We start from the raw sequence: 23,606 nt of genomic DNA, 5'->3' as shown, positions 1-23,606 counted from the left end.
GGCTTAGATCAGGATGACGGCCCACACCAGGGTAATCATGGTCAGGGCCACGAATTGCGCGGCGCTGCCCATGTCCTTGGCGTTTTTCGACAAAGGATGACGATCCAGGGAGATGCGATCGATGGCCGCTTCCACCGCCGAGTTGAGCAGCTCGACAATCAACGCCAGCAGGCATACGGCAATCAGCAACGCCCGCTCGACACGGCTGACATTGAGGAAAAAGCTCAGTGGGATGAGGATCACATTGAGCAACACCAACTGCCGGAATGCCGCCTCGCCGGTGAACGCTGCGCGCAGGCCATCCAGGGAATATCCCCCAGCATTGAAGATACGTTTGATACCGGTTTGACCCTTGAAAGGCGACATAGATGTAGGCAACTGAACCAAAGGAGTGGGGAAACTAGATCACGCAAAGTCAAAAAAGCGTGAATAGGTGAGATCTTAATGCTGCGAAATTGACTCAAGTTGTTGCAGGAGCAACGCCGCCTGGGTGCGGGTGCGCACGTTCAACTTGCGGAAAATGGCAGTGACGTGCGCCTTGATGGTTGCCTCCGAAACTTTCAACTCGTAGGCAATCTGCTTGTTCAACAAGCCCTCGCAGACCATGGTCAATACCCGGAACTGTTGGGGGGTCAAGCTGGCCAAGCCATCACGAGCGGCCTTGGCTTCGTCGGATACATTGATGTGTTCAAATGCTTGGGGCGGCCAGGACATATCGCCATCCAACACGGCACGCACCGCCTTCTGGATATCTTCCATGGCGCTGGACTTGGGAATGAACCCGCTGGCACCAAATTCCCTGGATCGCACCACCACATCGGCCTCTTCCTGCGCCGAGACCATCACCACCGGAATCTGCGGGTACTGGCCGCGTAGCAACACCAGCCCGGAGAAGCCATAGGCACCGGGCATGTTCAGGTCAAGCAACACCAGGTCCCAGTCGGTTTTATCGGTCAGGCAGCTTTCCAGCTCGGCAATGCTGGCCACTTCGACCAGCCGGACATCCGGCCCAAGGCCCAGCGTCACCGCTTGACGCAACGCACTGCGAAACAGCGGGTGGTCGTCGGCTATCAGGATTTCGTATGTGGCCATTGATTAAATGATCCTGTTTTTTATGGGAGCCCCAATGGGTTCAGGGTTCACCAATACACAAGGCGGCGACCAGGCAGCCATCGCCAGAGGGCGTGCTCGACGCAAAACGACGTCGAATCTCCATGCTGGCGCCTCAATCGGCGCACAGCATGCCCAGCGTAGCCTGGGGGGTCAAGCACTACGCCCGTGGGCATTTTAGCGGGGGAGCGGGTAAGGTGCCATCATGCAAACGTCGTCTGGCTAAAGCGCTGGGACATAGGGCGCAAGACGCGTGTGCACGACATCCGTCGGGTCCAGCGGCAGCTGGAACTTGGCGGCCAGGTAGTGGGCGCTGAATACGTCAAGGTAAGCGTCCAGCACCTCACTGGCGACCGCATCCTCGGCCAACTCCAGGCACAGCGCCGCCACTTCGGCGGTGCAGAAATGATCATCGCGCTTGGAGCGCCGCAGTTTGTAGCGCGACAGCTGCTCAGGCGCCAGGCTCAGCACCGGCAGATGTTCCAGATACGGGCTCTTGCGGAACATCTTGCGCGCTTCACTCCAGGTGCCGTCCAACAGGATGAACAACGGTCGTCTGCCCTCTTCCACCGTCACGGCACTGACGACCCGCTCCGGCGCCACGAACTCGCCGGGGAACACGACATAGGGCTGCCACTGTGGGTCGGCCAGCAGGAGCAGCAGCTCCGGATCCACTTCGATGCGCGACCAGGCGAACGCCGTGGTGTCCTTGATGACATCAGCGATCAGCCAGCCGGTGTTGCTGGGCTTCATCGGTTCGACATCGTGCATCAGCAGGCACATGGCGGACCTGGCGGCGACCTTGGGACGCCAGGCGCACAGGCAATATTGCGCAATCACGCGGCAGCCGGAACAGCGTTCAGCGCGCGAGCCACGATTAACGAAGGGTTTGATGGCGCGCGCCAGACGCTGAGCACGCAGGCGGGAGACGGCGTGGCTCATCGGATGCGCCGCATGAACGGGTAAATCGACACAGGGTCACTCAAAATGAGTTGAAGTGGCGGCAGTTTACCAGCGATACGCCTGGCTGTAGTGGCGACGCCTCACCTATAATCGCCCGCCACTGAACGCACAGCGCAGTGGCGGGTCTATGCACCTGTAACCGAATCAGGAGAATTTCATGCTGCGTTCCATGCTGCGTCTTGTCGCCCCATCCGTCGCGCTTGCGCTGGTCCTGCCCATCGGCGCCCAGGCGGCCTCGCTGCTGGAGGCTCAAATGAACAGGAAGCTGCAAAGTGTCGCTGTTGAAAGCAACAAAGGCCTGCCGCGGGAAATCGACGAAAAAACCCTCGAAGTGGCCTACACCGTTGAAGGTATGCAGTTAATTGACCACCTGAGCGTGATGCCTGACCGCGCCGAACAGATGCGCGCCAATCCCAAGGCTGTGTACTTTCAGTTGGGCCGCAGCGTTTGCACGAACGCGGGCTACCGCGAATTGATGGCCAAGGGCGCGGTGATGCGTTATGAAATCACCGAGAACAAGAGCAACCGTCCAGTGGCCTCGGTGAAGTTTGCGGAAGCGGACTGCCCGGCGCCATCCAAGAAGAAAAAGTAACCTGGCCTTATCCTCGCGCCGCGGTCCCGCGGCGCGCTCCCCCGCTTTGACATTGTTCCTCGCCCATCTGACCAACCAATAAGCGGTTGCCAGCCAAGGCTTTTTCGGCCCATGATCAAGCCATCCCAGCCCCCCTTGCACAACGGCGCTCACGCCGTCCTGTAACATTTCCCGGGCACAAGAGGGTTGCCCTCCCGCGGACTTGAAGTGCAAAGGTTTTTAAATCAAAAGGCCTATACAGAGCGCGCTTTGCCGACAGGCAAACAGGTGCAACGCCTATGGCATGCAGCGACACATGCAGTGTCGTGGCCTGCGGACGATCGATTGCCGTCGGTCCAACCTCTGTGAAGAAGGAGACGTTGAATGCCTTACCAACCGAATGACAGTTTGCTACGCCATTTTGAAGAACACGGGCCCCAGCTCGCACAGCAAGTCGACGCGCAGCTCGAGCAGATAGCCCCCAACAGCCCGAATACCCCTCTTTATCGCGACATGATTCTCACCGTGCTGCGCATGGCCCAGGACGACCGCGACCGCTGGAACGCCAAAATCACCCTGCAGGCCATCCGCGAATTGGATCATGCGTTCCGGGTTCTGGAACAGTTCAGGGGCCGACGCAAAGTCACGGTGTTCGGCTCAGCACGTACCCCCGTAGAAAGCCCGCTGTATGCCTTGGCTCGCGAGGTGGGCGCAGCTTTGGCGCGCTCTGACCTGATGGTGATCACCGGCGGTGGCGGCGGCATCATGGCGGCAGCACATGAGGGTGCCGGCCTGGAGCATAGCCTGGGGTTCAACATCACCCTGCCGTTTGAACAGCACGCCAACCCCACCATTGATGGCACGGAAAACCTGCTGTCATTCCACTTCTTCTTCACCCGCAAGCTGTTCTTCGTCAAGGAAGCCGATGCGCTGGTCTTGTGCCCTGGCGGCTTTGGCACCCTGGATGAAGCGCTGGAGGTGCTGACGCTGATCCAGACCGGCAAGAGCCCTCTGGTGCCGGTGGTGTTGCTGGACGCACCAGGTGGCGGGTTCTGGCAAGGCGCCTTGGACTTTATCCGCAATCAACTGGAGGCCAATCGCTACATTTTGCCGACCGACCTTAAGCTGGTCAGGCTGGTGTACAGCGCCGAAGAGGCTGTAGAGGAGATCAATCAGTTCTACGCCAACTTCCACTCCACGCGCTGGCTGAAACGCGAGTTCGTGATGCGCATGAACCATCCGCTCAGCGAGCGCGCCCTCACCCACTTGCAGACGGAATTTGCCAGCCTGCGTTTGAGCGGGGAGTTCCAGCAACTGGCATATACCGGGGAGGAACATGATGAGGCGAAGTTCAGCCACCTGACGCGATTGGTGTTCAACTTCAATGGACGGGATCAAGGTCGGTTGCGGGAGCTGGTGGACTACATCAACCTGCCGGAGAACTGGGCGCACGCCCAAGGCACGGCGCAGCAGCGGGTGGCACCGGAGCCGGCGTGAATCCATAAACGCTAAACGCAAAAAAGGCCCGCTATTTTCATAGCGGGCCTTTTTGGGTGTATCAGGGGATCGTATTGAGTGGCTATGGGTTACGTCACAGTTTGTCGGAACAAATCTCCGGCTCTCAGTCGTCCATCTCTCGACCGCTGAGCAAGCGGCTGATCATGTCCATCGGAAACCCGCGATAACTCAAAAAGCGTCCTTGTTTCGCACGTTCCCTGGCATCGATTGGCAAATGACCAGAGAACTTGCGGCGCCAGGTATCCTCCAGTTGCGACTGCCAATTGATACCGCACTCGCGCAACGCGAGGTCGATATCGCCACGCTGCAAACCGCGCTGGCTCAACTCCTCGCGAATTCGCGCGGGGCCGTAGCCGGAACGGGCTCTATAGGACACAAAGCTTTCAAGGTAACGGGATTCGGAAAGCAGACCCTCTTCCGTCAACCGGTCGAGGGCGGTTTCGATCATTTCGGGCTCCGCGCCGCGCTGACGCAGCTTACGCGTCAGCTCGACTCGACCATGCTCGCGGCGAGCGAGCAGGTCCATTGCAGTGCGCCGAACGGCGACGAGTGTATCCAGTACAACAGTCATCGCTGGCTTCAGATGTCGGTATCGGCTTCTTCCATCTCGTCAACCGGCTCACGGTTGGCGGCAGCTTTCACATCTGGTGCTGCGGTCAGCAGCTTGTCGCGAATCTGCTTCTCAAGCGTAGCGGCGATGTCCGGGTTATCCGCCAGGAACTTGGCCGAGTTGGCCTTGCCTTGACCAATCTTGCTGCCGTTGTAGGCGTACCAGGCACCGGATTTTTCAACGAAACCGTGCAACACGCCCAGGTCAATCATCTCGCCGTTCAGGTAAATGCCCTTGCCGTAGAGAATCTGGAATTCAGCCTGACGGAATGGTGGAGCCACCTTGTTCTTCACAACCTTGACGCGAGTTTCGCTCCCGACAACCTCGTCACCTTCCTTCACCGCGCCAGTACGACGGATATCCAGGCGGACCGATGCGTAGAACTTCAACGCGTTACCACCCGTGGTGGTTTCCGGGCTGCCGAACATTACGCCGATCTTCATACGGATCTGGTTGATGAAGATCACCAGGCAGTTCGCGTTCTTGATGTTACCGGTGATTTTACGCAGTGCCTGGGACATCAGTCGGGCTTGCAGACCCACGTGCATGTCGCCCATTTCGCCTTCGATTTCAGCCTTGGGCACCAGTGCCGCCACGGAGTCGACCACGATCACGTCGATGGCATTGGAGCGCACCAGCATGTCGGTGATTTCCAGGGCCTGCTCACCGGTGTCCGGCTGGGAAACCAGCAGGTCATCGACGTTGACGCCCAGCTTGCCGGCGTACTCAGGGTCCAGGGCGTGCTCGGCGTCGACGAATGCGCAGGTGGCGCCCATCTTCTGCGCCTGGGCGATCACCGACAGGGTCAGGGTGGTTTTACCGGAAGATTCAGGACCGTAGATCTCAACGATACGGCCTTTTGGCAGGCCGCCAATGCCGAGTGCGATATCCAGACCCAGAGAGCCAGTGGAAATAGCCGGGATCGCCTGACGGTCGTGATCGCCCATACGCATTACGGCACCCTTGCCGAATTGACGTTCGATCTGACCCAGGGCCGCAGCCAAGGCTTTCTTCTTGTTGTCGTCCATTAAAGTCCTCACGTAATCAATAAGGCCTGACGGCCAACACCTGTATAAGTAGACAGTATTGTTCCACAAAGATCGGAGATCGCCTACCCCTGATTTTCTATTTCTAGTGCAGCTCGTCGCAACAAGCCCTCCAGCGCAGCTTTTACCGTTTGTCGACGGACTTCGTCGCGGTTGCCGGAGAAGTGTTCGCGCTGTGCCGTGACCGCCTCCCCCACGCCGAACGCCAGCCACACCGTACCCACCGGTTTTTCCGGCGAACCACCATCCGGCCCTGCCACGCCGCTGACCGCCACGGCGAACCGCGCCAGACTTTTCTCCTGCGCGCCACGCACCATCGCCTCCACCACCTCCTGGCTGACAGCGCCCACCTTGTTGAACAAGCCCTCCGGTACATTCAACTGTCGAGTCTTCTGCCGGTTGGAATAGGTGACGTAACCTGCTTCGAACCACGCCGAACTGCCGGGAATCCGCGTGATAGCCTCGGCAATACCGCCACCGGTACAGGACTCGGCAGTGGTGACATGAGCATTGAGCACCTGGAGTCGGCGCCCCAGTTCAGCGGCAAGTTGAGTGATTTCGTTCACGGTCGTCTCCGGGAATGAGCGGGCGTTCGCCTACCCTACAGGAGCAATTCGCACACGCAAGCGACAGGCTGCATCAGGATGCTAACGCGCGACGGCGTGCACATACGCCTGACACGCACGCAAGGCAATCACGGCGTTATCGCCGTCATCGGTGATGGCGATAATTCGTTGAGCATGCGCCGGGTCAAGTCGGGCTCGAGGGGCTGCATGAACCACGCCGCCGGCGGGGGCGGGGGCTGGCACCGAGCTGCCGTTGGCGGGTTCGGTGGCGTCGAGAAGGACTGACAACCGCACATCAGCAGTGGCCAGGCGATCACGCAAAACCGCTTGATGACGTTGGGCATCGCTTAACTCCTGAGCATGCTGTCGGTCGCTGGCATTGAGCTGTTGCTCAAGAGCCAGGCGCCTGTCTTGTTCGGCCTGCTGCTGATGCAACGCCTGCCGGGTTTGTTGATCGAGCGCCTGCGCGTGCACGGCCGACAACCGCTCAAGCTGTGCGTCATATCGCCAGGCCTGAACCTGCCAGGTCAATCCCGCCGCCATCACCAGCAGCAGGAAATAACCGAGCAAGCGGTAGGACGCTAGGAAGCGCATAACACCGCCTTCGCCCTCGCCCATAGCTGCATACGATGATCCAGGCCATTGAGGCCGCCATTGATACGTCGAGTAATGGTGGTGAACTGGTCCTTGTCGGCCAACTCGTTCAGGCCGTTGCTCTGCCAGAACCAGGCGGCGGATTCACATGCCCATTGGGGTTGTTCCAGCAGTTGAGGCTGGGCCAATAACCGTTCGTCACCGAACAGCGCCCGACTGCACGCCAGGTAATTGCGACGCCCGGTGATCTGTATCAGCCCCCTGCCTCGGTACTGCTGGCCGTCGCCATCCGCTTCAGGGGTATTGCCCAGTCTGGCGGCAAGGGGTCCGATGTCATATTTGCTCAGGTAGCGATCACTACCCAGTTCGCGCAGGTACTGCAGTTCGCCGGATTCGTGACCGATCTGGGCGAGGAACGCAGCGATGCGCTGGGGGCTGGTAATCGAGTGCCGGGCCATCGCCGCATTTATGGCAGGCAAAAAAAGACCCGCTGTGAGGCGGGCCGTTGGCATGACGTGGACAAGCTGGGGAAGCGAAATCAGCATGGTTTCTACTCTGCAAAAAGGTCTAGATTGACAACCCACCCGCCACAATCGAACTGCGATACCCCGTCACCGGGTCGCCCACATGGGTAACCTGGATAATCGACCAGCGCCCTTGCATATACGAGGGCCAGCTTTCATCCAGGCGCAGCAACCCTTCAGCGGCGAGCAGCGGGTTGCCAGGGCACTCGATCTGCAGTTTCAAATTTTCCCGGCCCACGCGTCGCAGTTCGGCTTCGGCCACGGCACGGGCTTCGGCTTCGTTCTGGCAGCGTTGGCGCAGGTTTTTGAACGGCGCGATGCCCACCTCCACGACATGCTGCTTAGCCCCCACGGCATCCCACCAGGTCACGCGGCAGCCCATATATTTGGAGCGCGACTGCTCGTCGAGCTTGGCGGTGATGAATGCCCGGTCGCCGGGGCGGTTGTCTTGGGTCACGGATAGCGTCACCTCCGGCAGCAGCTGGCCCGAGAGCGAATGGACCTTGCCGGCTTCCGCCAGCACGTACAGTTCGTTGATCGGTTTGGTGACGGCGCTGTAGCGACTGGCCAGGCGCGTGATAAATGCCATGTCGCTTTCGTTGGATTGATCGATATGGGGGATCGGAATGCTTTCCAGTGCCGGCGCGACGCGGGGTGAATAGCCATGTCGACCGATGACCTGGCGAAACAGCGCGCCCAGGGTGGTGGGGCCGTAACTGGCGGAGCGGCGCTGTCGGTAATGGCTGGGGTCCACCGCGCTGAAAGGTGCGGCGGTAGCGACGATCAGCAGGCGCATCGGAAACAGCACTGGAGTGCGCTGCATGATGACAAACTGACCTTTTTCCACCAACCCTGACTCCTGATAGCCGACCCGCAGGCCGATCTTGCCGCTCAGGCTCGGCAACCCTTCCAGGCCCTCGATGTTAAGTGTCAGTTCGAGCCTGTCGGCTTTGATACCGGCGGCGTCGGTGTGGCTCCAGTGCATCAAGCGTTGATTGAGCAGCGCCGCATTGGCGCCGTAGAACTCGACGATCGGGGTGAATCCCTGTGCCATGCAGCCTCCTCAATCCCACGCTGAAACAGGTTGCGACACCGTCGGCCGCGCGGGCATCTCCGGCACCACCACCCACACGCCGGCCGGCAACACCGGGCCATGCTCGGCCAACTCGGGGTTCAAGCGCCAGAGGGTTTCTTCGGCTGCGTCGTCGCAGCGCCCCAACTCGCGGTAAAGCAACAGGTTGACCGAATCGCCGGCAATACTTCGCACTCTACGCATTGACGAATTCCTCCAATTCAAGGGTCCAGGCCAAGACCATGGCGGTGCCGTCATCGATCACGTTGCTTTGGGTTTCCACCAACGAATTGATACGCCACAAGCCCCAGTTACGGCCAATGCCATCGACCAGGGGCAATGGCGCCCGCGCATCCTGCAACGCGCGCAATTCGTCCAGGCGCTGCATGCCCACGGCGTACATCGCCATGCCGCTGAACGAGAGCTTTTCCAGTTGCTGGCCGTTCTGCCTTGACTGCGGCTTGCTGGCAATGATTTCCAGGTTGCTCCAGCCGCCGTAACTGCTATGGATGAGCGAGGCGTAGGCGAAGCCACGGGACAGGCCAAAAATAAAATCGCCCAGTACCATCTGTTGTCGCATCAATCACCTCCTGTATCGGTCAGTGCCGCGTTGCGTCGAATGCCCAGGGAATCGGTGACCATGGGCATGCATTGAAACTGCAGGGCTTGCATCACCTGGTTGACGACCTGCTGGGCCTCGGCGGGGTTGACGCCAGTGATCTGGATACTCGGTGAGATCGTGACCTGGACGTTATCGGTGCGAGCACTGTTGAGTTCCTTGCTCAGCGTATTCGGCGCGGGCAGGCGATCACTCGAGCCGAACAGTTTGTCACCGATCCAACTGCCCGCTTCGCTGCCCAGCAAGCCGCCAATGGCGCCGCCGACCGCGGTGCCGACTCCGGGAAAAATCAAGGTGCCGATCGCCGCGCCAGCGGAAGCCCCGGCCCAGGCGCCACCGGCGGTGCTGAGACCGGCGCCGACAGCCTTCGCGTCGCCATTGCGCACGCCCTGGACCACGTCAATGGCGGTGTCGACGTACTTCAGCGGCCCGAGACGGCGGGCGCCGGCGGACTCCAGCTTACTCATCACTCCGGTCAGCCCGGAGGCCGGTATTTTGGGCGCGTGAGTCACCCCAGGCACGGCTGAACGCTCGTGACTGGAGTTCTGCGTGTGCGGCTGGGCAGTTACGCGCGCGTCGGCAGGCAGAGACACGCCGCCGCGTTCCAGGGTTTCAATCAGCCCAGGGGCTCTGGCTGGGAGCGGTTGGCGCAGGTCGGCGTGGCTCGTTCGGCTATTGACCTGCGCGTCGCGCGGCTGCAGGCCCTGCACCGGGGCAACGGCATGGAAACCCGTGGACTGAGCCGGGAAAAACGGTTGCATCAGGCGCTCAGGCAAACCACGCAGCATCGACATCGCGCCGCGACCTTTCAGGGGTGCAAGCCTTGCGGCAGGCGACCGCGCCCCAGATGCCGGTTTCTTCTGAGGGCCCTGTTTCTTCGACGTGCTCTGCGCTTTGCGGTTTTTCTGGGACTTAGGCTTGGAGGTAGGCTTTTTCCCGGCGGACGGGGCTCTGCGACCAGGACGGCGGCTACTCACCGGGGCTTGGGTTGCGGTGGCGCAGCAGCATGGTTGGCTCTTTTTGAAGCCATCGCTTTTGAACAGTTTGCCAAGCCCGCCAGGCAGTTTGCCCAGCGTCAGATCGAGCACGTTGCCTGTCACCCGGCTTTTGATCGTGTCTCCCATGCCCGAGAAAAAGCCGGTAACCACCGGTGAAAACATCGGCAGAACCACGGCCTCCGCGGTTTTGACAGTGGTGGCGGCGGCTGGCGACTCGCCGGCCCAGGCGTTGGCTTTGTCGGTCACAGCGGTCTTGGTTCGCAGCCACACGTCTTCCCAGAGTACCGGTGCGGGTTTAAGCGTCGTGGAGAGGCGCTCCTCACTCTTTGCCGACGACTCCCGCAGTTGCGCTATTGTTTTTTCCTTGACGGCCGGCGCAGCGAACGATTGTTGAAAAGCGGCAACGGGATCGAGGGCCTTTACGTCGAGCAGCGTCATGGACTCACGGACCAGATGCTGGTCTTTCGATGTACTCGACTTAACTTCAGTCGTTGCCTTTTGTTCGGTCCCCTTGCCGATTTTAGACGCCTCACTGTCCACCGCCTTAAGCTGCGACAAGGAGGTTTGCAGCGCGTCCACACTGTCACGCAGTAACCCCAGGGCCAGCGAAAGACCGTTGAGTTGCACGCCGGCGTTGGTCAGCGCCAGACTCATCGAAAACAACGGCGCCGCCTCTGTGTGACTTCCAGACGCCAGAAGGCCTGGGTTAACACTGTCGGCACCCTGCGCGCCGTCTGCGTGGCGAAATACACCCTGGCCATCCTTGACCACGGCATACGCGAGCGAATACTTGTCCTGCATCCCGCTTACTCCTGTTTAACGCCAAGGCGAGTGATCGCAATGTCGTAGCGGCGCAATGCTTTTCCGGCGTCCCAGTCGAGGATCTCCGCCTCGTTGACCGAGTAGATCAGCGGCACCACGTCGAGGATTACCTCGATGTCGCGTTCCGAAAGAAGTCCGCCGGTTGATTTAAAAAATCGTCGATCCGCTCCTGCAGCTCGGTCCAGTCGGGCACGGTCAACCCCGCCAGGTCAGGGATCATCAACCCTGTGCAATGGGCGGTAATAAACTCGGCGCGCTCTTTATTGGTGGCGAGCTTTTTCATCACCTTGGTGGCGCGCAGAGCCGGCATCTCCAGAGGCAGTTCAGTCAGGGTTCGGCCGGCTGCCTCCAGGGGCAATAGCAGTTGCACGGGCTGGTCGTAAGGCGGCGCCTCGTGGGCATTCAGGAAAAACGACGCCGGGCGTGTCGACATATCGTGCACGTATTGAGCGATGCTTACGTAGTCCGGGCGTTTCAGCTGATCCAGCTCTTTTTCCGACAGGCCGGTGGCGAGTTTCGCCAGTTCAAAGAACTGGTCGTCCTCGTCGTCACCGGCCCGGGCCAGCGCATCTTTTTGCGCGGCGTAGTACAGCGGTTTGAGTTGCACCTGCTCGATCGTTGCACCGGTGTCGGCGGTGATCGGAGACAGCAGGTGATGCAGCGGTGGCATCCAGGCCATGAGGCAATTCCTTGTTCAAACAAGGGGCGAGCGTGCTCGCCCCAAGGGGTTTAAGGCATCAGCACGGCGCGGCGGGCATCGCCCAGAATATCGACACCGTTGAGCACGAATTTCTGGGTGCGCACGTCGATATCAATCACCGGGATGCCATTCTCCAGTCGGGTGTAGGTGCGGCAGGACAACTCCAGCGTGGTCAGGGCTTTGTCGCCCATTTTCAGCTTCGCTTCATCGAGTGATTTGAGCTTGCCGCCGACGGTGTGGTAAGTGAAATACGTTTTGCCGTCCTGGTCCTGGCCGGCCTCACGCACGTTCAGCAGGATGTCGTCGCCCATGCGCACGCCCAGGGCCAGCATGATTTCCGGGCCGGCGCCTTGCAGCACCAGCGTGGCGCCGAGCACCTTGCCGCTCTTGGCCATTTCCTCGGCAATAAAGCGGCCGCCGGACATGGATTCCATCTCGAACTCGATCTTCGGCGGGGTGAACTCTTCCACGGTCGCGGACAACGGCAGGCCTTGGAGGGTGGCCGCAATGGCCTGTCTGACTCGGTTGGTAAACATTAGAGAACGTCCTCCAGGAACTGCTCGATGATTTCATCGCGGGCGTTGAGTTGATAAATCATGTGTTCGTTTGGCGCGTAGCGGCCGTAGTCGATGACGATGAACCAGGTGCCGTTCTTGTACTTCTCGACGCTGTTCAACTCCGGGTGCAGGTACACGCTGCCGCCGGGAATGGTTTCGTCGACGACCAGGGTTTGCAGCCAATCGTTGATGCGCTTGACCTCCTGGTCCATGAAGGACTTGGTGAGGTTCTTGGCCATGGCTTTCTGGCCGGCCTTGACCAGCTTGCGGCTGATGGCATCTTCCAGGCCCACATAGCTGATGAACTTACCGGTGATGGAACGGTTACCCAGCAACGAAAAACCGCCAAGGATGGTGCGGGCGTAGTAGCTGATGCCATAGCGATTGAGCAGGTCGCCTTCGGTGGAGGTATCGAGGATGTTGTACTCGACGACGCGGGAAACGTCCTCGGCGAACGTCACCTGATTACCAGGGCTCTCCCACTGTTTGACCTTGGCCAACGCGGCGATAGCCAGGGACGACGGCGACAGGAACACGTTTTTCTTCGCCGCCTTGGAGTACACCGACGGCATGTTGTGCACCAGCAGGCAACGGTCGAAACCCAGGTCGGCACCGCCCAGTTCGCCGCTGTAGGTGACCTGGTCGGCAACACTGGCATCTTTGCCATCGAGCACGACACGTGCCTTGACGCGCTTGCCGAACGCGGCGAACTCGCCGGCCACGGCCTTGGTGCCGGTGAAGCCTGGAGCGCCGATGATGGTCAAGTCTTCGGGGACGCTGCTCAGGGCGGCCAGGCCCAGTTTGCGGCCGGTCACCGGCTCGTTGCCGCCGATCACGTTGTTGAGGGTGTCAGCGGGCGTCGCGCCCTCCTCCACAATCACCACGTAGACCGGCACCTTTACGACTTTGAGAATCTGGTAGACGGCGTGGAACAGCGTGCCCGACTCGGCCCCGGTGGGGTCCAGCAGCGCCTGGGTGGTGAAGCTATTGATACGAAACGGTGCGTTTTTCGGAATCGACGCATGGGCGTTCGGCGCGGTGCCGACCAGACCGATCACGTTGTCACCCAGGCCACCCATGGCCTCGGGGGATTCGGTGGCATTCACGGTGATGCCGTTGTGCTCGAAGTTAAGAACCTCAGCCATGGTTATTCAGCCTTCTTGGGGGTGGAGTTGAGGACGCTGGTCAGTTCCAGACGGCCGGCGGTGCGCAGGGCGGATGCTTCGACGTCCAACAGTTCGAGCTCCTCGCCGACGGTGGACCAATGGCCCTTGCCGGTGGGGAATGGGATGAGGACGGTGTAGGTTTGGCGGTCAGACATGAGTGGAATTCTCCGGGTGTAGAACGCCAAAGCCCCTGCGGGGAGGGGCTTTGGGGAGGCGAAAAAAAACCGCTTTCGCGGTTGTCGGCTATTTCAGGAAATCGGGTTTGGTTGGCCAGAGTACTGTGTCTGGATCTTCTCCCTGATCTGGAATATCACGCAAACTTTGGCGATATTCAGCAAATATTGCTTTATGACTGTCGAGCATCGGGTAGTCAGGCATTGCTGCATAATCGCTAGCTGCCAAGTCTTGATCCCTTGCTTTACGAATCATTTCCCATTTGATAATTGGATGGAGTTCCGAAGGTATAAATAGTGGTTTCATTTGCTCTCCTCAGCCTAACGCCAACATCGTGCCCCAGTCACCTGGATTAGTTACAACGCCCGTGCATGCTCCTGCCAGCATTACTTCAATAACCCCAGTCGGGGAGTTCCGCATCGGGTGCAGATGATAATAAGTTCCAAACAACTCCGTAGGTGAAATAATACTGGAACACCAACGCCACTTGCCTTTTTCAACTCCAGCACTCCACGCTCCAGATACATTACCTTCCAAAAGACGCACGAAGGCACCTATAGTCAGATAAGAGTTCTGTGGTACTGCACCAGAGCCATTCGCAAGCGCCATATCGACGGTATAAGGGAACGCAAGCCAAGGACTAACCCCAGACACCGACCACTTCATTTGCCAAAGATGTACAAGCGTGCGCCAATAGTCGCTAGCCCTGATATCAAAGTGTGGATATTGTTCACGCACATCTGCCTGCACTTGAAGCAGAAAATCCACATCAGTTTGCGGGCGTCCAGCCGCTTGAGACGCCGTGGTGATCGTTCGTAGCTTAGTGGGCGTCACTTCAGCATGAATACCCCAGTTTTCAATCAGTGTTCCGTCGGCATTGGGAGACAAATTGAAATTTTTGGTAGCCGCTAACCTAGGCAGTCTATTTTTTAGATCCGCCAATTGAACCTCATAAACTAGGCGGGCATCAGCTATCGCCTTGTCAATATCTCCGACTTTACCGGTAATTACGTTAGTTAAATTGTTTGCCGCGCTCACGACGGCAGCGAGTTGCTGCTCAGTACTCAATTGAATGCTCCTTAACGCTTTAAAAGCGCCATCTAGATAGTAGTTTAAAACGCTCTATTTTTTTTCGACGGCCATCAATCGCAATAGAACCCCTACACCTCGTGCCATGTTGTCTATGCTCGCGGCCGATAAGGCCGCAATCTCATCAGTCAATAGCACGTTCAAATTGTCACTCCCCACCACAATCGTCACGCTATCCCCCGGCAACGGCGAAACATCCAGCGTAAACTTCTGCAGTACCCGAGCCGCCGCCGCTTTGTACGTCAGCAACTTCCCGGCGACGGAATACACCGCCAACAACGTCCCACTGGCGAGATAAAAACCAAACTCGCCAATTTCATATTCACCGTCGCCGTCAAACAGCGCGGCCATCCTGAGTTGGTGGTTGCCCAGGTCTTCATAATCCACGATGGCGACCCGCTGGCGTTCGTCGCGCAAGGCCAGTTCGCTGCCGTCCGGGTTGTAGCGCCCGGTGCCGGCGCCAATGTGGGTTATTTCACCTTTCAAACCCTGGTTCTTTGCCTGCAGCACTTCATCCAATCCCTTGGAGGTGAAGCGCACCAGGCGCGTAATGTCATCTGTCATGGCTGCGCCCTGAGGTCGTAGTCGTTAATGGTGTAGTGCCGGGCGACGCCTGCACTGTTTAGCCCAGCAACCAGCGCCAATTCAGGCAATGCGCCGCTGAGCGAGAACTCCCCGTCGCTTAAGGGGGCCTCGAGGACTTGCGCAAACGCAAGCTGACCTGCGGTTTCATGCACGATGGTGATCGTCGCCTGGTCCCGCTCGCTCTTGGCAGCGTTGATACGCCGGATCAACCGGTTATGGTCGCCACTGGACCAGCTGCGCCCAATAATGGCCTGCACGTCGAACGTATAGGGCACACCCAAAGGCCGCTGCTGGTACCAAGCGCTGATGTTGGGAGTAAAACCCAGTGACTCCACCGCATGGCTCAACGCCTTGGGTGTGCCCGCCTGACGCTGAATCTGCCAGGACAGGCCCACGGTCAGGCGCTTCTCTGTTTCGGTAGCGTGTGCATCCCATTCGCTGACACCGCGGTCGGCCGCCAGGTAGGGAAGAAACTCGACGGGCGTCAGCAGCGGGTTCATTAAGGCGGGAAACGGCGGTATAACGCGGTCGAGCAATGTGCCGAAGCCTACGTCCAACGCCTTCTCCAACGGTGAGCTATTGGCCGGCAACAGGCTCGCGGTGATGTCACTCATAGCGTGCGTACCTCCACCTCGACACCGGTGCAGTAAGGGGCCTGGAAGGCCGTGGTGACGATAGGCTCCAGGGGTTCGAGAATCTGCAATTGCGCCGCGCCGGCGCTGTGAATGGCGTAGTCGATCCAGCTGGGGTCGACGCGTCCTTCAAGGCGATGGCAGGATTCCGCATAGGTTTGCAGCAGACGTTGCGCCGCGACCTGGGTCAAGCCGGAGTCCGGACCGGCGTTGATCCTGGCCACTACGCGGATCTTGTAGGGAAGGATCTGCGCACTCTGCACGCTGACCAGGTCGGTTTCCGGCCGCACATCCGGCCGTGCGAAATGTCGTCGTACACCGTCAAGCAAATCGGCGGAAGCAGTGCCATCACCCTCTCGGGACAGCACGGTGACCATCACTTCGCCTGGGGCGGTGCGTCGTCCATTGCCGTCCTTGACCTGGGCTGCATAGCCGTCCGGATCAAAGGTGTAGCTGACCGTGACCAGCCCTGGTGTAGCGCTTTGCACCTTCACCGACGGCCGCTCGCCCAGGGTGAAGACCTCGCGGCGGTACTGCATCCGCGAACCCGCCGCCGGCGCATGGGGCGCCAGGTAATAGCGCAGGCGGGCATCGTCGTCACTTTCCAGGGTCGGCGGCACGGGCGGGAATGCCGCCGGGTCGCCGGGGTCTAGCACCTGGCGCTCCAGCCCCATGTCGGCCAGGCGTGCATCCAGGTTGCTGCCGTTGGCCCACCAGGCCAGCATCTGCTTGATGCGGGCGTTGTATTTGCGTTCATGGGTTTGCAGGCGCACGCAGAACGCTTCCAGGGCCAGGGTCAGCAGTTCGCTTTCATTGTCCAGGCTCACCTTGAGCTTGGCCGCGCTCCGCGGCGCGCGGCTGGCAACGTAGTCGATGACGAACGCTTTGAACTCCGCCAGCAAGGGTTCGAACGCATCCACGGCGATAAGGGCCGGCTCCGCCAGTTGGTTCTGGCCTGGGATCAACATACTCATGTCACGACCTCGAAGGTTTGTTGACGGTTTTTCCAGGTGCCGGCAAAGCGCAGCAACAGGCCGGCGCCTTGCCGCGTGGCGACGATGACGTCGGGTTGAAAGTCGGCGATGCCGTTCTGGGTGTTGTAGAACGCCTGTGCCGCGTGGCTCTGGGCGAGGATCAGCAGGTCGTCGCCCAAGTTCCGGCCGAGCAACTGCGGGATCAGCGAGCCGTACAACGGACGTTTCTGGCGACTGCCCACGGGGGTAGTCAGCGCTCGGGTGGCACGCTGCACAAACTGCAGCCAGTCATCGACGGCTGCCCCGGTATTCCTATCGATTCCGATCATGGCAAATCCTTATGCGCTGCTGATCACACGGCCCTGGTGATCCACCACCGGGCCGCTTAAATGCACGCCGCCGGCATCCACTCGCAGGCCGGCAGCGCCGAGTTGCAGAGTGATGCTGTCGGCCATCATCACCAGGTTGGCGGCGCCGACGTTTACGATCACTTGTTCACGAGAGCCTGTGACGGTGGTGGGACCATTACGCCAATTGAATACGTGACTGGCGTCGTCGTATTCGCTTTGAGTACCGTCCTGATGCTGGCGACGGGTCAAGGTTGCAAGGCTGGAGACCGGTGGAAACAGACTACTGTTCAGGCCGAACAGGGCTACGGACTGTGCGCCGCCTTCCCCGCTGCCGTAGTTGAGCAGCAGGCACTGTTCGCCCACTGAAGGGATGCGGGTTTCCGTCTGCGCACCGGCACTGGGATTGAAAAAGCGAATGGCCGGGGTGAGCAGATCGCCGTGGCTGACCTTGCAGGTATGACTGGCGGCGTCGACTTGCTGGCATGTGCCGATGCGGCAGAAGCTGTCGGCGCGGCGGTACAGGTCCTCGAGCTGGGTTTCCATTTCCGCCAGCCGTTCGATGATCGGCCCCAGCTGCATGCGTAGCAATGCTTCGAACATGGACTACTCCTGCAGTGGGCGGTATTGATCGGGGTCGTCGATATTCGAGACTTCCCAGGTGCGGGCAACCAGCGGTATGCCCGTGGGATCGTCGAGCAACGACGGGCCGAGGTAGAGGTTTTGGGTAAAGGAAACCGTCCAGGTGTCGTAGTCCGTTTCGCTACTGACGGATATCGAGGGCGCTGCAACGATGGACATGGGCAGGTCGCAATGCTCGGGCGGCAAGCCCCAGCGGTTGTCCAGGGCCAGGTCCATCAGTTGACTGGCCAGGTCACAGGTATCGAAAGGCGCCGAAGCGTTGGTGATGGTGGCCGTGAGCGAGACCAGCAAGGCATGTGCCTTGCGACCTTCAAGGGTGCGAGTGCCGGAGCCGTTGCGCTCCACGTTGATCAGGATGCCGCTTGTATCCGCAGCGCCCGCAAAGTCCCGGTGATTGCCCACCCTCAAGTGCGGGAACACCGGCTTCAATACCGCTGCGATCGCGGCAGGCAACTGGGAAGGTTTTTCGATAAGTGTCATGTCGTTGCTTCCTTGCAGCGATTACTGCTGATCCGGGCGTGAAGTCGGCGTCTCGTTGACCCCAATTCGTTTGGCCGCCCAACGCTCGTAAAGACCAATGGCCACGTCGGCCCCCGCCATAGCGGTGAGGCATCCGATGGCGCCGGCGGTCCAGATCGACATACCGGCGGCATAACACAGCATCAGGGCTGAAACCCCACAGACCATGCACGCTCCGGACCTCAAGGCCAGACGTCGAATCAACGACCAGCCGCGGGCACCCTCTTTGTCGGCGCGCCACATTTCGCCGGACACTCCGCCGATCAGGGCCAGTGCGATCACCAGCCAGATAGGCATTTCCGCTAACGCTTGCTGCTCGTTTGTCATGTCACGCCTCCTGGCTGAGCAATGCCGGCTGAACGCCGGTTTTCCGGGTAAATCCATTTATAGGTAGGCATTCCAAAAAGCCCGGTCGCCCGGGCTTTTCAGTAATGCTGTCCTCGAACGTTCGGCGCTACTGGCGCGGTACGGTTCTTTCCTCAATGTTTTTCCGACCACGATCCCTGTCTGCCGGATAACTGCTTCTGGTGCTTTACGCTGCACACCCGGGTCAGTTGCCAACCCTCTGAACCGTTAAGGCCGGTTCATCGCTGCCTGTTCTTGTAAAGTGGTGCCACTAAAGAGCGTCGGCATCCTTGCCGGTGTTGCCTGGCCTCCCTGCCATCGCTCGGATGGCGTCCTTGCCAGTGTTGCGTGCCTTCCTTGTCTTCCTTGGCAGCATCCTTGCCGCCTCCACCAGGCCTTGTCGGCTGGCTTGAGACACAGAATATGCATGTATGCATATACAGTCAATGCGTAAATGCATTTATTTTTGCCCAAAATATGCTCAAATGCATTTTTGCGTGGGTGTTCAAGGGGTTGCCAGCTTTTTGCAGGCGAAAAAAAACCCGCAGCTTGGCGGGTTTTGTCCTATTGAACTGGGTTAACGAGCGTACATGCCCCACCAGAACACATGGCCGAGGATACTGATCTGCTCGTCCTGGATGTCCTGGAAGCTATAGTCCTCGTCCGGATGTTCGTCACGATTGAAACTGCGCAGACGAATGCCGGAAGGCAGGCGGTAGAGCTGCTTCACACGCAACTGACCATTGTGATTGATGGCATACAAGTCACCATCAACGATGTCGCCAATGCCGCTCTTACCGGCATTCACCCCGACAGTCGCGCCATCGCGCAGCACCGGCAACATACTGTTGCCCCGCACCGTCACGCACTTGGCCTGGTCGAACTGCACGCCATTGTGCCGCAGGCTGCGCTTTCCAAAGCGCAGGCTGGCCTTCTCGCTTTCCTCGATGACGAATCTTCCTGATCCAGCAGCCAATTCAACCTCGCGCAGAAAGGGGATCGACACCTCATCGTCATTGATAGGGGTGTCGTCGTCCCACAGGCTTATATCCTTGAGTTCCGAATGCATCGGGTCGCGCCCTTCGTCCCGCGCCGCGCCCACCGACATGCGCCCGCGCAGTTGGTCGGTGCTCACGCCGAAGTATTCGGCAATGCGGGAGATATGCTTGTCCGACGGATCGACGATCTTGCCGCTGAGGATCCGGGACAGCGTGGATTGAGGCACGCCGGTGCGCCGGTGAAGCTCCGTGGGGGAGATCCGGTCGCGGTCCAGCAGCTCTCTTAGTACGATAGAAACGTTGCGTTTTTGCATAACCGGGATAGTGAACGGAGTTTTTAACGTTGGCAAATGCTATTTTGCATATTTTATGCATAAGGGGCAGATAACCTGTAGCGCCGAGTTTGTGTTTTACCCGGCTGTTTGCGACCTGCGAAGGGCCGACCTCGCGTGTTAACCTTGCGCCCATCGCAAAAAATGCTGGGCCAAGCGCCCCCTTTGCCCCATCACTTTCAACGAATTTGCCTACTACCCAATGAGTAAAAACACGTCCGACCTGTCCTCCCACACCCCGATGATGCAGCAGTACTGGCGCCTGAAAAACCAGCACCCTGATCAACTGATGTTCTACCGCATGGGCGACTTCTACGAGATCTTCTACGAAGACGCGAAGAAGGCCGCCAAGCTGCTGGACATCACCTTGACCGCGCGCGGGCAGTCGGCGGGGCAGTCGATTCCGATGTGTGGGATTCCTTACCATTCGTTGGAAGGCTACCTGGCCAAGCTGGTGAAGCTGGGCGAGTCGGTGGTGATCTGCGAGCAGATCGGCGATCCGGCCACCAGCAAAGGCCCGGTGGAACGCCAGGTGGTGCGCATTATTACGCCGGGCACGGTGAGTGACGAGGCGCTGCTGGATGAGCGTCGCGATAACCTGATCGCGGCGGTGCTGGGTGACGAGCGTCTGTTCGGCCTGGCGGTGCTGGATATCACCAGTGGCAATTTCACGGTGCTGGAGATCAAGGGCTGGGAGAACCTGCTGGCGGAGTTGGAACGCATCAACCCGGTTGAGCTGATGATCCCGGACGACTGGCCCAAGGACTTGCCTGCGGAAAAACGTCGTGGGACAAAGCGTCGCGCGCCGTGGGATTTCGAGCGTGACTCGGCATTGAAAAGTCTGTGCCAGCAGTTCTCGGTGCAAGACCTTAAAGGCTTCGGCTGCGAAACCCTGACACTGGCCATCGGCGCCGCCGGTTGCCTGCTCAGCTACGCCAAGGAAACCCAGCGCACCGCCCTGCCGCACTTGCGCAGCCTGCGCCACGAGCGCCTGGACGATACCGTAGTGCTCGACGGCGCCAGCCGGCGCAACCTGGAGTTGGACACCAACCTGTCCGGCGGACGCGACAATACCCTGCAATCGGTGGTCGACCGCTGCCAGACCGCCATGGGCAGCCGTCTGCTGACCCGCTGGCTGAACCGCCCGCTGCGGGATTTGAAGGTGCTGCAAGCGCGCCAGTCCTCCATTACTTGCCTGCTGGACGGTTACCGTTTTGAAAAGCTGCAACCGCAGCTCAAGGAAATCGGCGATATCGAGCGCATCCTGGCGCGGATCGGCCTGCGTAACGCACGCCCGCGCGATCTGGCACGACTGCGCGACGCCCTTGGCGCCCTGCCGCAACTGCAAGCCGCCATGGCTGAACTGGACGCGCCGCACCTGCAGCAGTTGGCCGTCACCACCAGCACATACCCTGAACTGGCGGCGCTGCTGGAAAAAGCCATCATCGACAATCCTCCGGCAATCATCCGCGACGGTGGCGTGCTGAAGACCGGCTACGACAGCGAACTGGACGAACTGCAGTCGCTGAGTGAAAACGCCGGGCAGTTCCTGATCGACCTGGAGGCCCGCGAAAAAGCCCGCACCGGCCTGGCTAACCTGAAGGTCGGCTACAACCGGGTGCACGGCTACTTTATCGAGTTGCCGAGCAAACAGGCCGAGCAGGCACCGATCGACTATCAGCGGCGCCAGACGCTCAAGGGCGCCGAGCGCTTCATCACCCCGGAACTCAAAGAGTTCGAGGACAAGGCACTGTCGGCCAAGAGCCGAGCCCTGGCGCGGGAAAAAATGCTTTATGAGGCGTTGCTCGAAGACCTGATCGGCCAATTGGCACCGCTGCAGGACACTGCCGCCGCGCTTTCCGAGCTGGATGTACTGAGCAACCTCGCCGAGCGTGCGCTGAACCTTGACCTCAATTGCCCGCGGTTTGTCAGCGAGCCGTGCATGCGCATCGTGCAAGGGCGTCACCCGGTGGTGGAGCAGGTGCTGACCACGCCGTTCGTCGCCAACGACCTGTCGCTGGATGACGATACTCGCATGCTGGTAATCACCGGTCCGAACATGGGCGGTAAATCCACCTACATGCGTCAGACCGCGTTGATCGTGCTGCTGGCGCACATCGGCAGTTTCGTGCCGGCGGCCAGTTGCGAGCTGTCCCTGGTAGACCGGATCTTCACCCGGATCGGCTCCAGCGACGACCTGGCCGGTGGCCGCTCGACCTTTATGGTGGAAATGAGCGAAACCGCCAATATCCTGCACAACGCTACCGACCGCAGCCTGGTGTTGATGGACGAAGTGGGTCGAGGCACCAGTACCTTCGACGGCCTGTCCCTGGCCTGGGCAGCGGCCGAACGCCTGGCGCATCTGCGCGCATACACGCTGTTCGCCACCCACTATTTCGAACTGACGGTATTGCCGGAAAGCGAACCTCTGGTCGCCAACGTGCACCTGAATGCGACCGAGCACAACGAGCGCATCGTGTTCCTGCACCACGTACTGCCTGGGCCCGCTAGCCAGAGTTACGGTCTGGCCGTAGCGCAACTGGCCGGCGTACCAAACGATGTGATCACCCGCGCGCGCGAACACCTCCGTCGCCTGGAAACCACGGCCCTGCCTCATGAAACCGTGGTCGCGCGCCCATCCAAGGCCGCCAGCAAGCCCAGCGCACCGCATCAGAGCGATCTGTTCGCCAGCCTGCCCCATCCAGTGCTGGATGAGTTGGCCAAGCTTGACCTGGATGACTTGACGCCGCGTAAAGCGCTCGAAATGTTATATGCACTGAAGACTCGGATATAACGCATACGCGTGCAAGCTGGTAGACTCTCGCGCGGTTTGGGATGCTGCAGACTCTTAGCCTGGCCTGCAGACTATCGCTCCCGAACCTCGCGAGCCCTGCCATAAAGGGTTTCGCTGCCGCCGCCTGAGGAGAAAATTAGAAATGACCTTCGTCGTCACCGACAACTGCATCAAGTGCAAGTACACCGACTGCGTAGAAGTCTGTCCGGTGGACTGCTTTTACGAAGGCCCGAACTTCCTGGTCATCCACCCGGACGAGTGCATCGATTGCGCCCTGTGTGAGCCAGAATGCCCGGCCAACGCGATCTTCTCTGAGGATGAGGTGCCTGCCGGCATGGAGAACTTCATTGCGTTGAACGCTGAGCTGGCTGATATCTGGCCCAACATCACCGAGAAGAAAGACGCGCTGCCTGACGCCGAAGAGTGGGATGGCAAGCCAGGCAAACTCGCCGACCTCGAACGCTGACAGCGTCACCGTTCGTCAAAAGGCCCCTCGCGGGCCTTTTTGCATTTATTGGCATCTGTTTTTACTTTTCTACAGGCAAAAAAAGGGGCGGTATGACCCGCCCACATTTTTTCCCTAGTCCCTGTATTCCTTTTCATCATCCTGATGAATCGCGTCCTGCGATATTCCTTGAACCATCGTTCCGTGATGGCCGTGCCAATCCGTGGACACAGGGCTGATGTTAGAGAGTTCCAAGGGAAGTTCAACGGGATGCTACATCCGCACCAGCACCCG

Annotated in this window: 30 protein-coding genes; 4 read left to right on the top strand and 26 right to left on the bottom strand. The window is 59.7% G+C overall.

Annotation, left to right across the window (positions count from 1 at the left end; translation table 11 throughout):
• Window positions 1-3 precede the first annotated feature (3 nt).
• The 3 genes from G7025_RS18540 to G7025_RS18530 all read right to left on the bottom strand — a co-directional run bounded on the left by G7025_RS18540 (window position 4) and on the right by G7025_RS18530 (window position 2,052).
• Window positions 4-366, bottom strand: a complete 363-nt coding sequence (locus tag G7025_RS18540) for a diacylglycerol kinase (RefSeq protein ID WP_003172176.1) — start codon at window positions 364-366, stop codon at window positions 4-6.
• Between the two features lie 75 nt (window positions 367-441).
• Window positions 442-1,092 (bottom strand): response regulator transcription factor ErdR, encoded by a 651-nt coding sequence (erdR, locus tag G7025_RS18535; protein WP_181080570.1) that lies wholly within the window; start codon window positions 1,090-1,092, stop codon window positions 442-444.
• Window positions 1,093-1,332: 240 nt separating this feature from the next.
• Window positions 1,333-2,052: a tRNA-uridine aminocarboxypropyltransferase gene (locus tag G7025_RS18530; protein ID WP_181080569.1), complete on the bottom strand. Its 720-nt coding sequence runs from the start codon at window positions 2,050-2,052 to the stop codon at window positions 1,333-1,335.
• 178 nt (window positions 2,053-2,230) lie between these two features.
• Between G7025_RS18530 and G7025_RS18525 the strand changes: the two genes are divergently transcribed.
• Both G7025_RS18525 and G7025_RS18520 read left to right on the top strand, forming a co-directional pair.
• Window positions 2,231-2,665, top strand: a complete 435-nt coding sequence (locus G7025_RS18525) for a PA3611 family quorum-sensing-regulated virulence factor (protein ID WP_181080568.1) — start codon at window positions 2,231-2,233, stop codon at window positions 2,663-2,665.
• Window positions 2,666-3,028: 363 nt separating this feature from the next.
• Window positions 3,029-4,141 carry an LOG family protein gene (locus G7025_RS18520; RefSeq protein ID WP_181080567.1) on the top strand — a complete coding sequence of 371 codons (1,113 nt, stop codon included), beginning with the start codon at window positions 3,029-3,031 and terminating at the stop codon, window positions 4,139-4,141.
• A 124-nt stretch (window positions 4,142-4,265) separates the two neighbouring features.
• Here the strand turns inward: G7025_RS18520 and recX are convergent, their stop codons facing one another.
• The 23 genes from recX to G7025_RS18405 all read right to left on the bottom strand — a co-directional run bounded on the left by recX (window position 4,266) and on the right by G7025_RS18405 (window position 20,055).
• A complete protein-coding gene (gene recX / locus G7025_RS18515; RefSeq protein ID WP_181080566.1) occupies window positions 4,266-4,733 on the bottom strand; it encodes a recombination regulator RecX in 468 nt (155 codons plus the stop codon).
• An 8-nt stretch (window positions 4,734-4,741) separates the two neighbouring features.
• The gene (gene recA / locus G7025_RS18510; RefSeq protein WP_123714828.1) at window positions 4,742-5,800 is read right to left on the bottom strand and encodes a recombinase RecA; all 1,059 of its coding nucleotides are present in this window, start codon (window positions 5,798-5,800) and stop codon (window positions 4,742-4,744) included.
• Between the two features lie 83 nt (window positions 5,801-5,883).
• Complete coding sequence (locus G7025_RS18505; protein WP_181080565.1) at window positions 5,884-6,384, bottom strand: CinA family protein; 501 nt, start codon at window positions 6,382-6,384, stop codon at window positions 5,884-5,886.
• A gap of 81 nt (window positions 6,385-6,465) precedes the next feature.
• Window positions 6,466-6,978: a lysis system i-spanin subunit Rz gene (locus G7025_RS18500; protein ID WP_181080564.1), complete on the bottom strand. Its 513-nt coding sequence runs from the start codon at window positions 6,976-6,978 to the stop codon at window positions 6,466-6,468.
• On the bottom strand, window positions 6,966-7,523 hold the full coding sequence (locus G7025_RS18495; protein WP_181080563.1) for a glycoside hydrolase family 19 protein: 558 nt from the start codon (window positions 7,521-7,523) through the stop codon (window positions 6,966-6,968). The genes G7025_RS18500 and G7025_RS18495 overlap by 13 nt, the downstream gene beginning before the upstream one ends.
• A gap of 22 nt (window positions 7,524-7,545) precedes the next feature.
• Window positions 7,546-8,556, bottom strand: coding sequence for a contractile injection system protein, VgrG/Pvc8 family (locus tag G7025_RS18490; RefSeq protein ID WP_181080562.1), 1,011 nt, complete (start codon window positions 8,554-8,556; stop codon window positions 7,546-7,548).
• 9 nt (window positions 8,557-8,565) lie between these two features.
• Window positions 8,566-8,778 (bottom strand): tail protein X, encoded by a 213-nt coding sequence (locus G7025_RS18485; protein WP_181080561.1) that lies wholly within the window; start codon window positions 8,776-8,778, stop codon window positions 8,566-8,568.
• Entirely contained in the window at window positions 8,771-9,154 is a 384-nt protein-coding gene (locus G7025_RS18480; RefSeq protein WP_181080560.1) for a phage tail protein, read from the bottom strand. The genes G7025_RS18485 and G7025_RS18480 overlap by 8 nt, the downstream gene beginning before the upstream one ends.
• Window positions 9,154-10,992, bottom strand: a complete 1,839-nt coding sequence (locus tag G7025_RS18475; protein ID WP_181080559.1) for a phage tail tape measure protein — start codon at window positions 10,990-10,992, stop codon at window positions 9,154-9,156. Before G7025_RS18475 ends, G7025_RS18480 begins: the two co-directional genes overlap by 1 nt.
• A gap of 127 nt (window positions 10,993-11,119) precedes the next feature.
• Complete coding sequence (locus G7025_RS18470; RefSeq protein WP_181080558.1) at window positions 11,120-11,692, bottom strand: phage tail assembly protein; 573 nt, start codon at window positions 11,690-11,692, stop codon at window positions 11,120-11,122.
• Between the two features lie 50 nt (window positions 11,693-11,742).
• Window positions 11,743-12,249 (bottom strand): phage major tail tube protein, encoded by a 507-nt coding sequence (locus tag G7025_RS18465; RefSeq protein ID WP_181080557.1) that lies wholly within the window; start codon window positions 12,247-12,249, stop codon window positions 11,743-11,745.
• Window positions 12,249-13,415, bottom strand: a complete 1,167-nt coding sequence (locus tag G7025_RS18460; RefSeq protein ID WP_181080556.1) for a phage tail protein — start codon at window positions 13,413-13,415, stop codon at window positions 12,249-12,251. Before G7025_RS18460 ends, G7025_RS18465 begins: the two co-directional genes overlap by 1 nt.
• 2 nt (window positions 13,416-13,417) lie before the next feature.
• The gene (locus tag G7025_RS18455) at window positions 13,418-13,591 is read right to left on the bottom strand and encodes a hypothetical protein (protein ID WP_181080555.1); all 174 of its coding nucleotides are present in this window, start codon (window positions 13,589-13,591) and stop codon (window positions 13,418-13,420) included.
• An 88-nt stretch (window positions 13,592-13,679) separates the two neighbouring features.
• Complete coding sequence (locus G7025_RS18450) at window positions 13,680-13,916, bottom strand: tail fiber assembly protein (protein WP_181080554.1); 237 nt, start codon at window positions 13,914-13,916, stop codon at window positions 13,680-13,682.
• A 9-nt stretch (window positions 13,917-13,925) separates the two neighbouring features.
• A complete protein-coding gene (locus G7025_RS18445) occupies window positions 13,926-14,678 on the bottom strand; it encodes a hypothetical protein (RefSeq protein WP_181080553.1) in 753 nt (250 codons plus the stop codon).
• 54 nt (window positions 14,679-14,732) lie between these two features.
• Entirely contained in the window at window positions 14,733-15,263 is a 531-nt protein-coding gene (locus tag G7025_RS18440) for a hypothetical protein (RefSeq protein ID WP_181080552.1), read from the bottom strand.
• Window positions 15,260-15,898 carry a phage tail protein I gene (locus G7025_RS18435; protein ID WP_181080551.1) on the bottom strand — a complete coding sequence of 213 codons (639 nt, stop codon included), beginning with the start codon at window positions 15,896-15,898 and terminating at the stop codon, window positions 15,260-15,262. The genes G7025_RS18440 and G7025_RS18435 overlap by 4 nt, the downstream gene beginning before the upstream one ends.
• Window positions 15,895-16,890: a baseplate J/gp47 family protein gene (locus tag G7025_RS18430; RefSeq protein ID WP_181080550.1), complete on the bottom strand. Its 996-nt coding sequence runs from the start codon at window positions 16,888-16,890 to the stop codon at window positions 15,895-15,897. The genes G7025_RS18435 and G7025_RS18430 overlap by 4 nt, the downstream gene beginning before the upstream one ends.
• Window positions 16,887-17,219 (bottom strand): phage baseplate protein, encoded by a 333-nt coding sequence (locus G7025_RS18425; RefSeq protein ID WP_181080549.1) that lies wholly within the window; start codon window positions 17,217-17,219, stop codon window positions 16,887-16,889. The genes G7025_RS18430 and G7025_RS18425 overlap by 4 nt, the downstream gene beginning before the upstream one ends.
• Before the next feature lie 9 nt (window positions 17,220-17,228).
• The gene (locus G7025_RS18420; RefSeq protein WP_181080548.1) at window positions 17,229-17,840 is read right to left on the bottom strand and encodes a phage baseplate assembly protein V; all 612 of its coding nucleotides are present in this window, start codon (window positions 17,838-17,840) and stop codon (window positions 17,229-17,231) included.
• Window positions 17,841-17,843: 3 nt separating this feature from the next.
• Window positions 17,844-18,359: a hypothetical protein gene (locus tag G7025_RS18415; protein WP_181080547.1), complete on the bottom strand. Its 516-nt coding sequence runs from the start codon at window positions 18,357-18,359 to the stop codon at window positions 17,844-17,846.
• A 21-nt stretch (window positions 18,360-18,380) separates the two neighbouring features.
• Window positions 18,381-18,725 (bottom strand): phage holin family protein, encoded by a 345-nt coding sequence (locus G7025_RS18410; protein WP_181080546.1) that lies wholly within the window; start codon window positions 18,723-18,725, stop codon window positions 18,381-18,383.
• A 595-nt stretch (window positions 18,726-19,320) separates the two neighbouring features.
• Window positions 19,321-20,055: a LexA family transcriptional regulator gene (locus tag G7025_RS18405; protein ID WP_181080545.1), complete on the bottom strand. Its 735-nt coding sequence runs from the start codon at window positions 20,053-20,055 to the stop codon at window positions 19,321-19,323.
• 220 nt (window positions 20,056-20,275) lie between these two features.
• On the opposite strand from G7025_RS18405, the gene mutS reads away from it, so the two are divergent.
• Together mutS and fdxA are read left to right on the top strand one after the other, a co-directional pair.
• Window positions 20,276-22,867: a DNA mismatch repair protein MutS gene (mutS, locus tag G7025_RS18400; protein ID WP_181080544.1), complete on the top strand. Its 2,592-nt coding sequence runs from the start codon at window positions 20,276-20,278 to the stop codon at window positions 22,865-22,867.
• Between the two features lie 142 nt (window positions 22,868-23,009).
• Window positions 23,010-23,333 carry a ferredoxin FdxA gene (gene fdxA, locus G7025_RS18395; protein WP_181080543.1) on the top strand — a complete coding sequence of 108 codons (324 nt, stop codon included), beginning with the start codon at window positions 23,010-23,012 and terminating at the stop codon, window positions 23,331-23,333.
• The last annotated feature ends 273 nt before the right edge of the window (window positions 23,334-23,606 follow it).

This window comes from Pseudomonas lurida, assembly GCF_013522705.1.
GTDB lineage: Bacteria > Pseudomonadota > Gammaproteobacteria > Pseudomonadales > Pseudomonadaceae > Aquipseudomonas > Aquipseudomonas quebecensis.
This window is presented reverse-complemented; position numbering and strand designations above follow the sequence as displayed.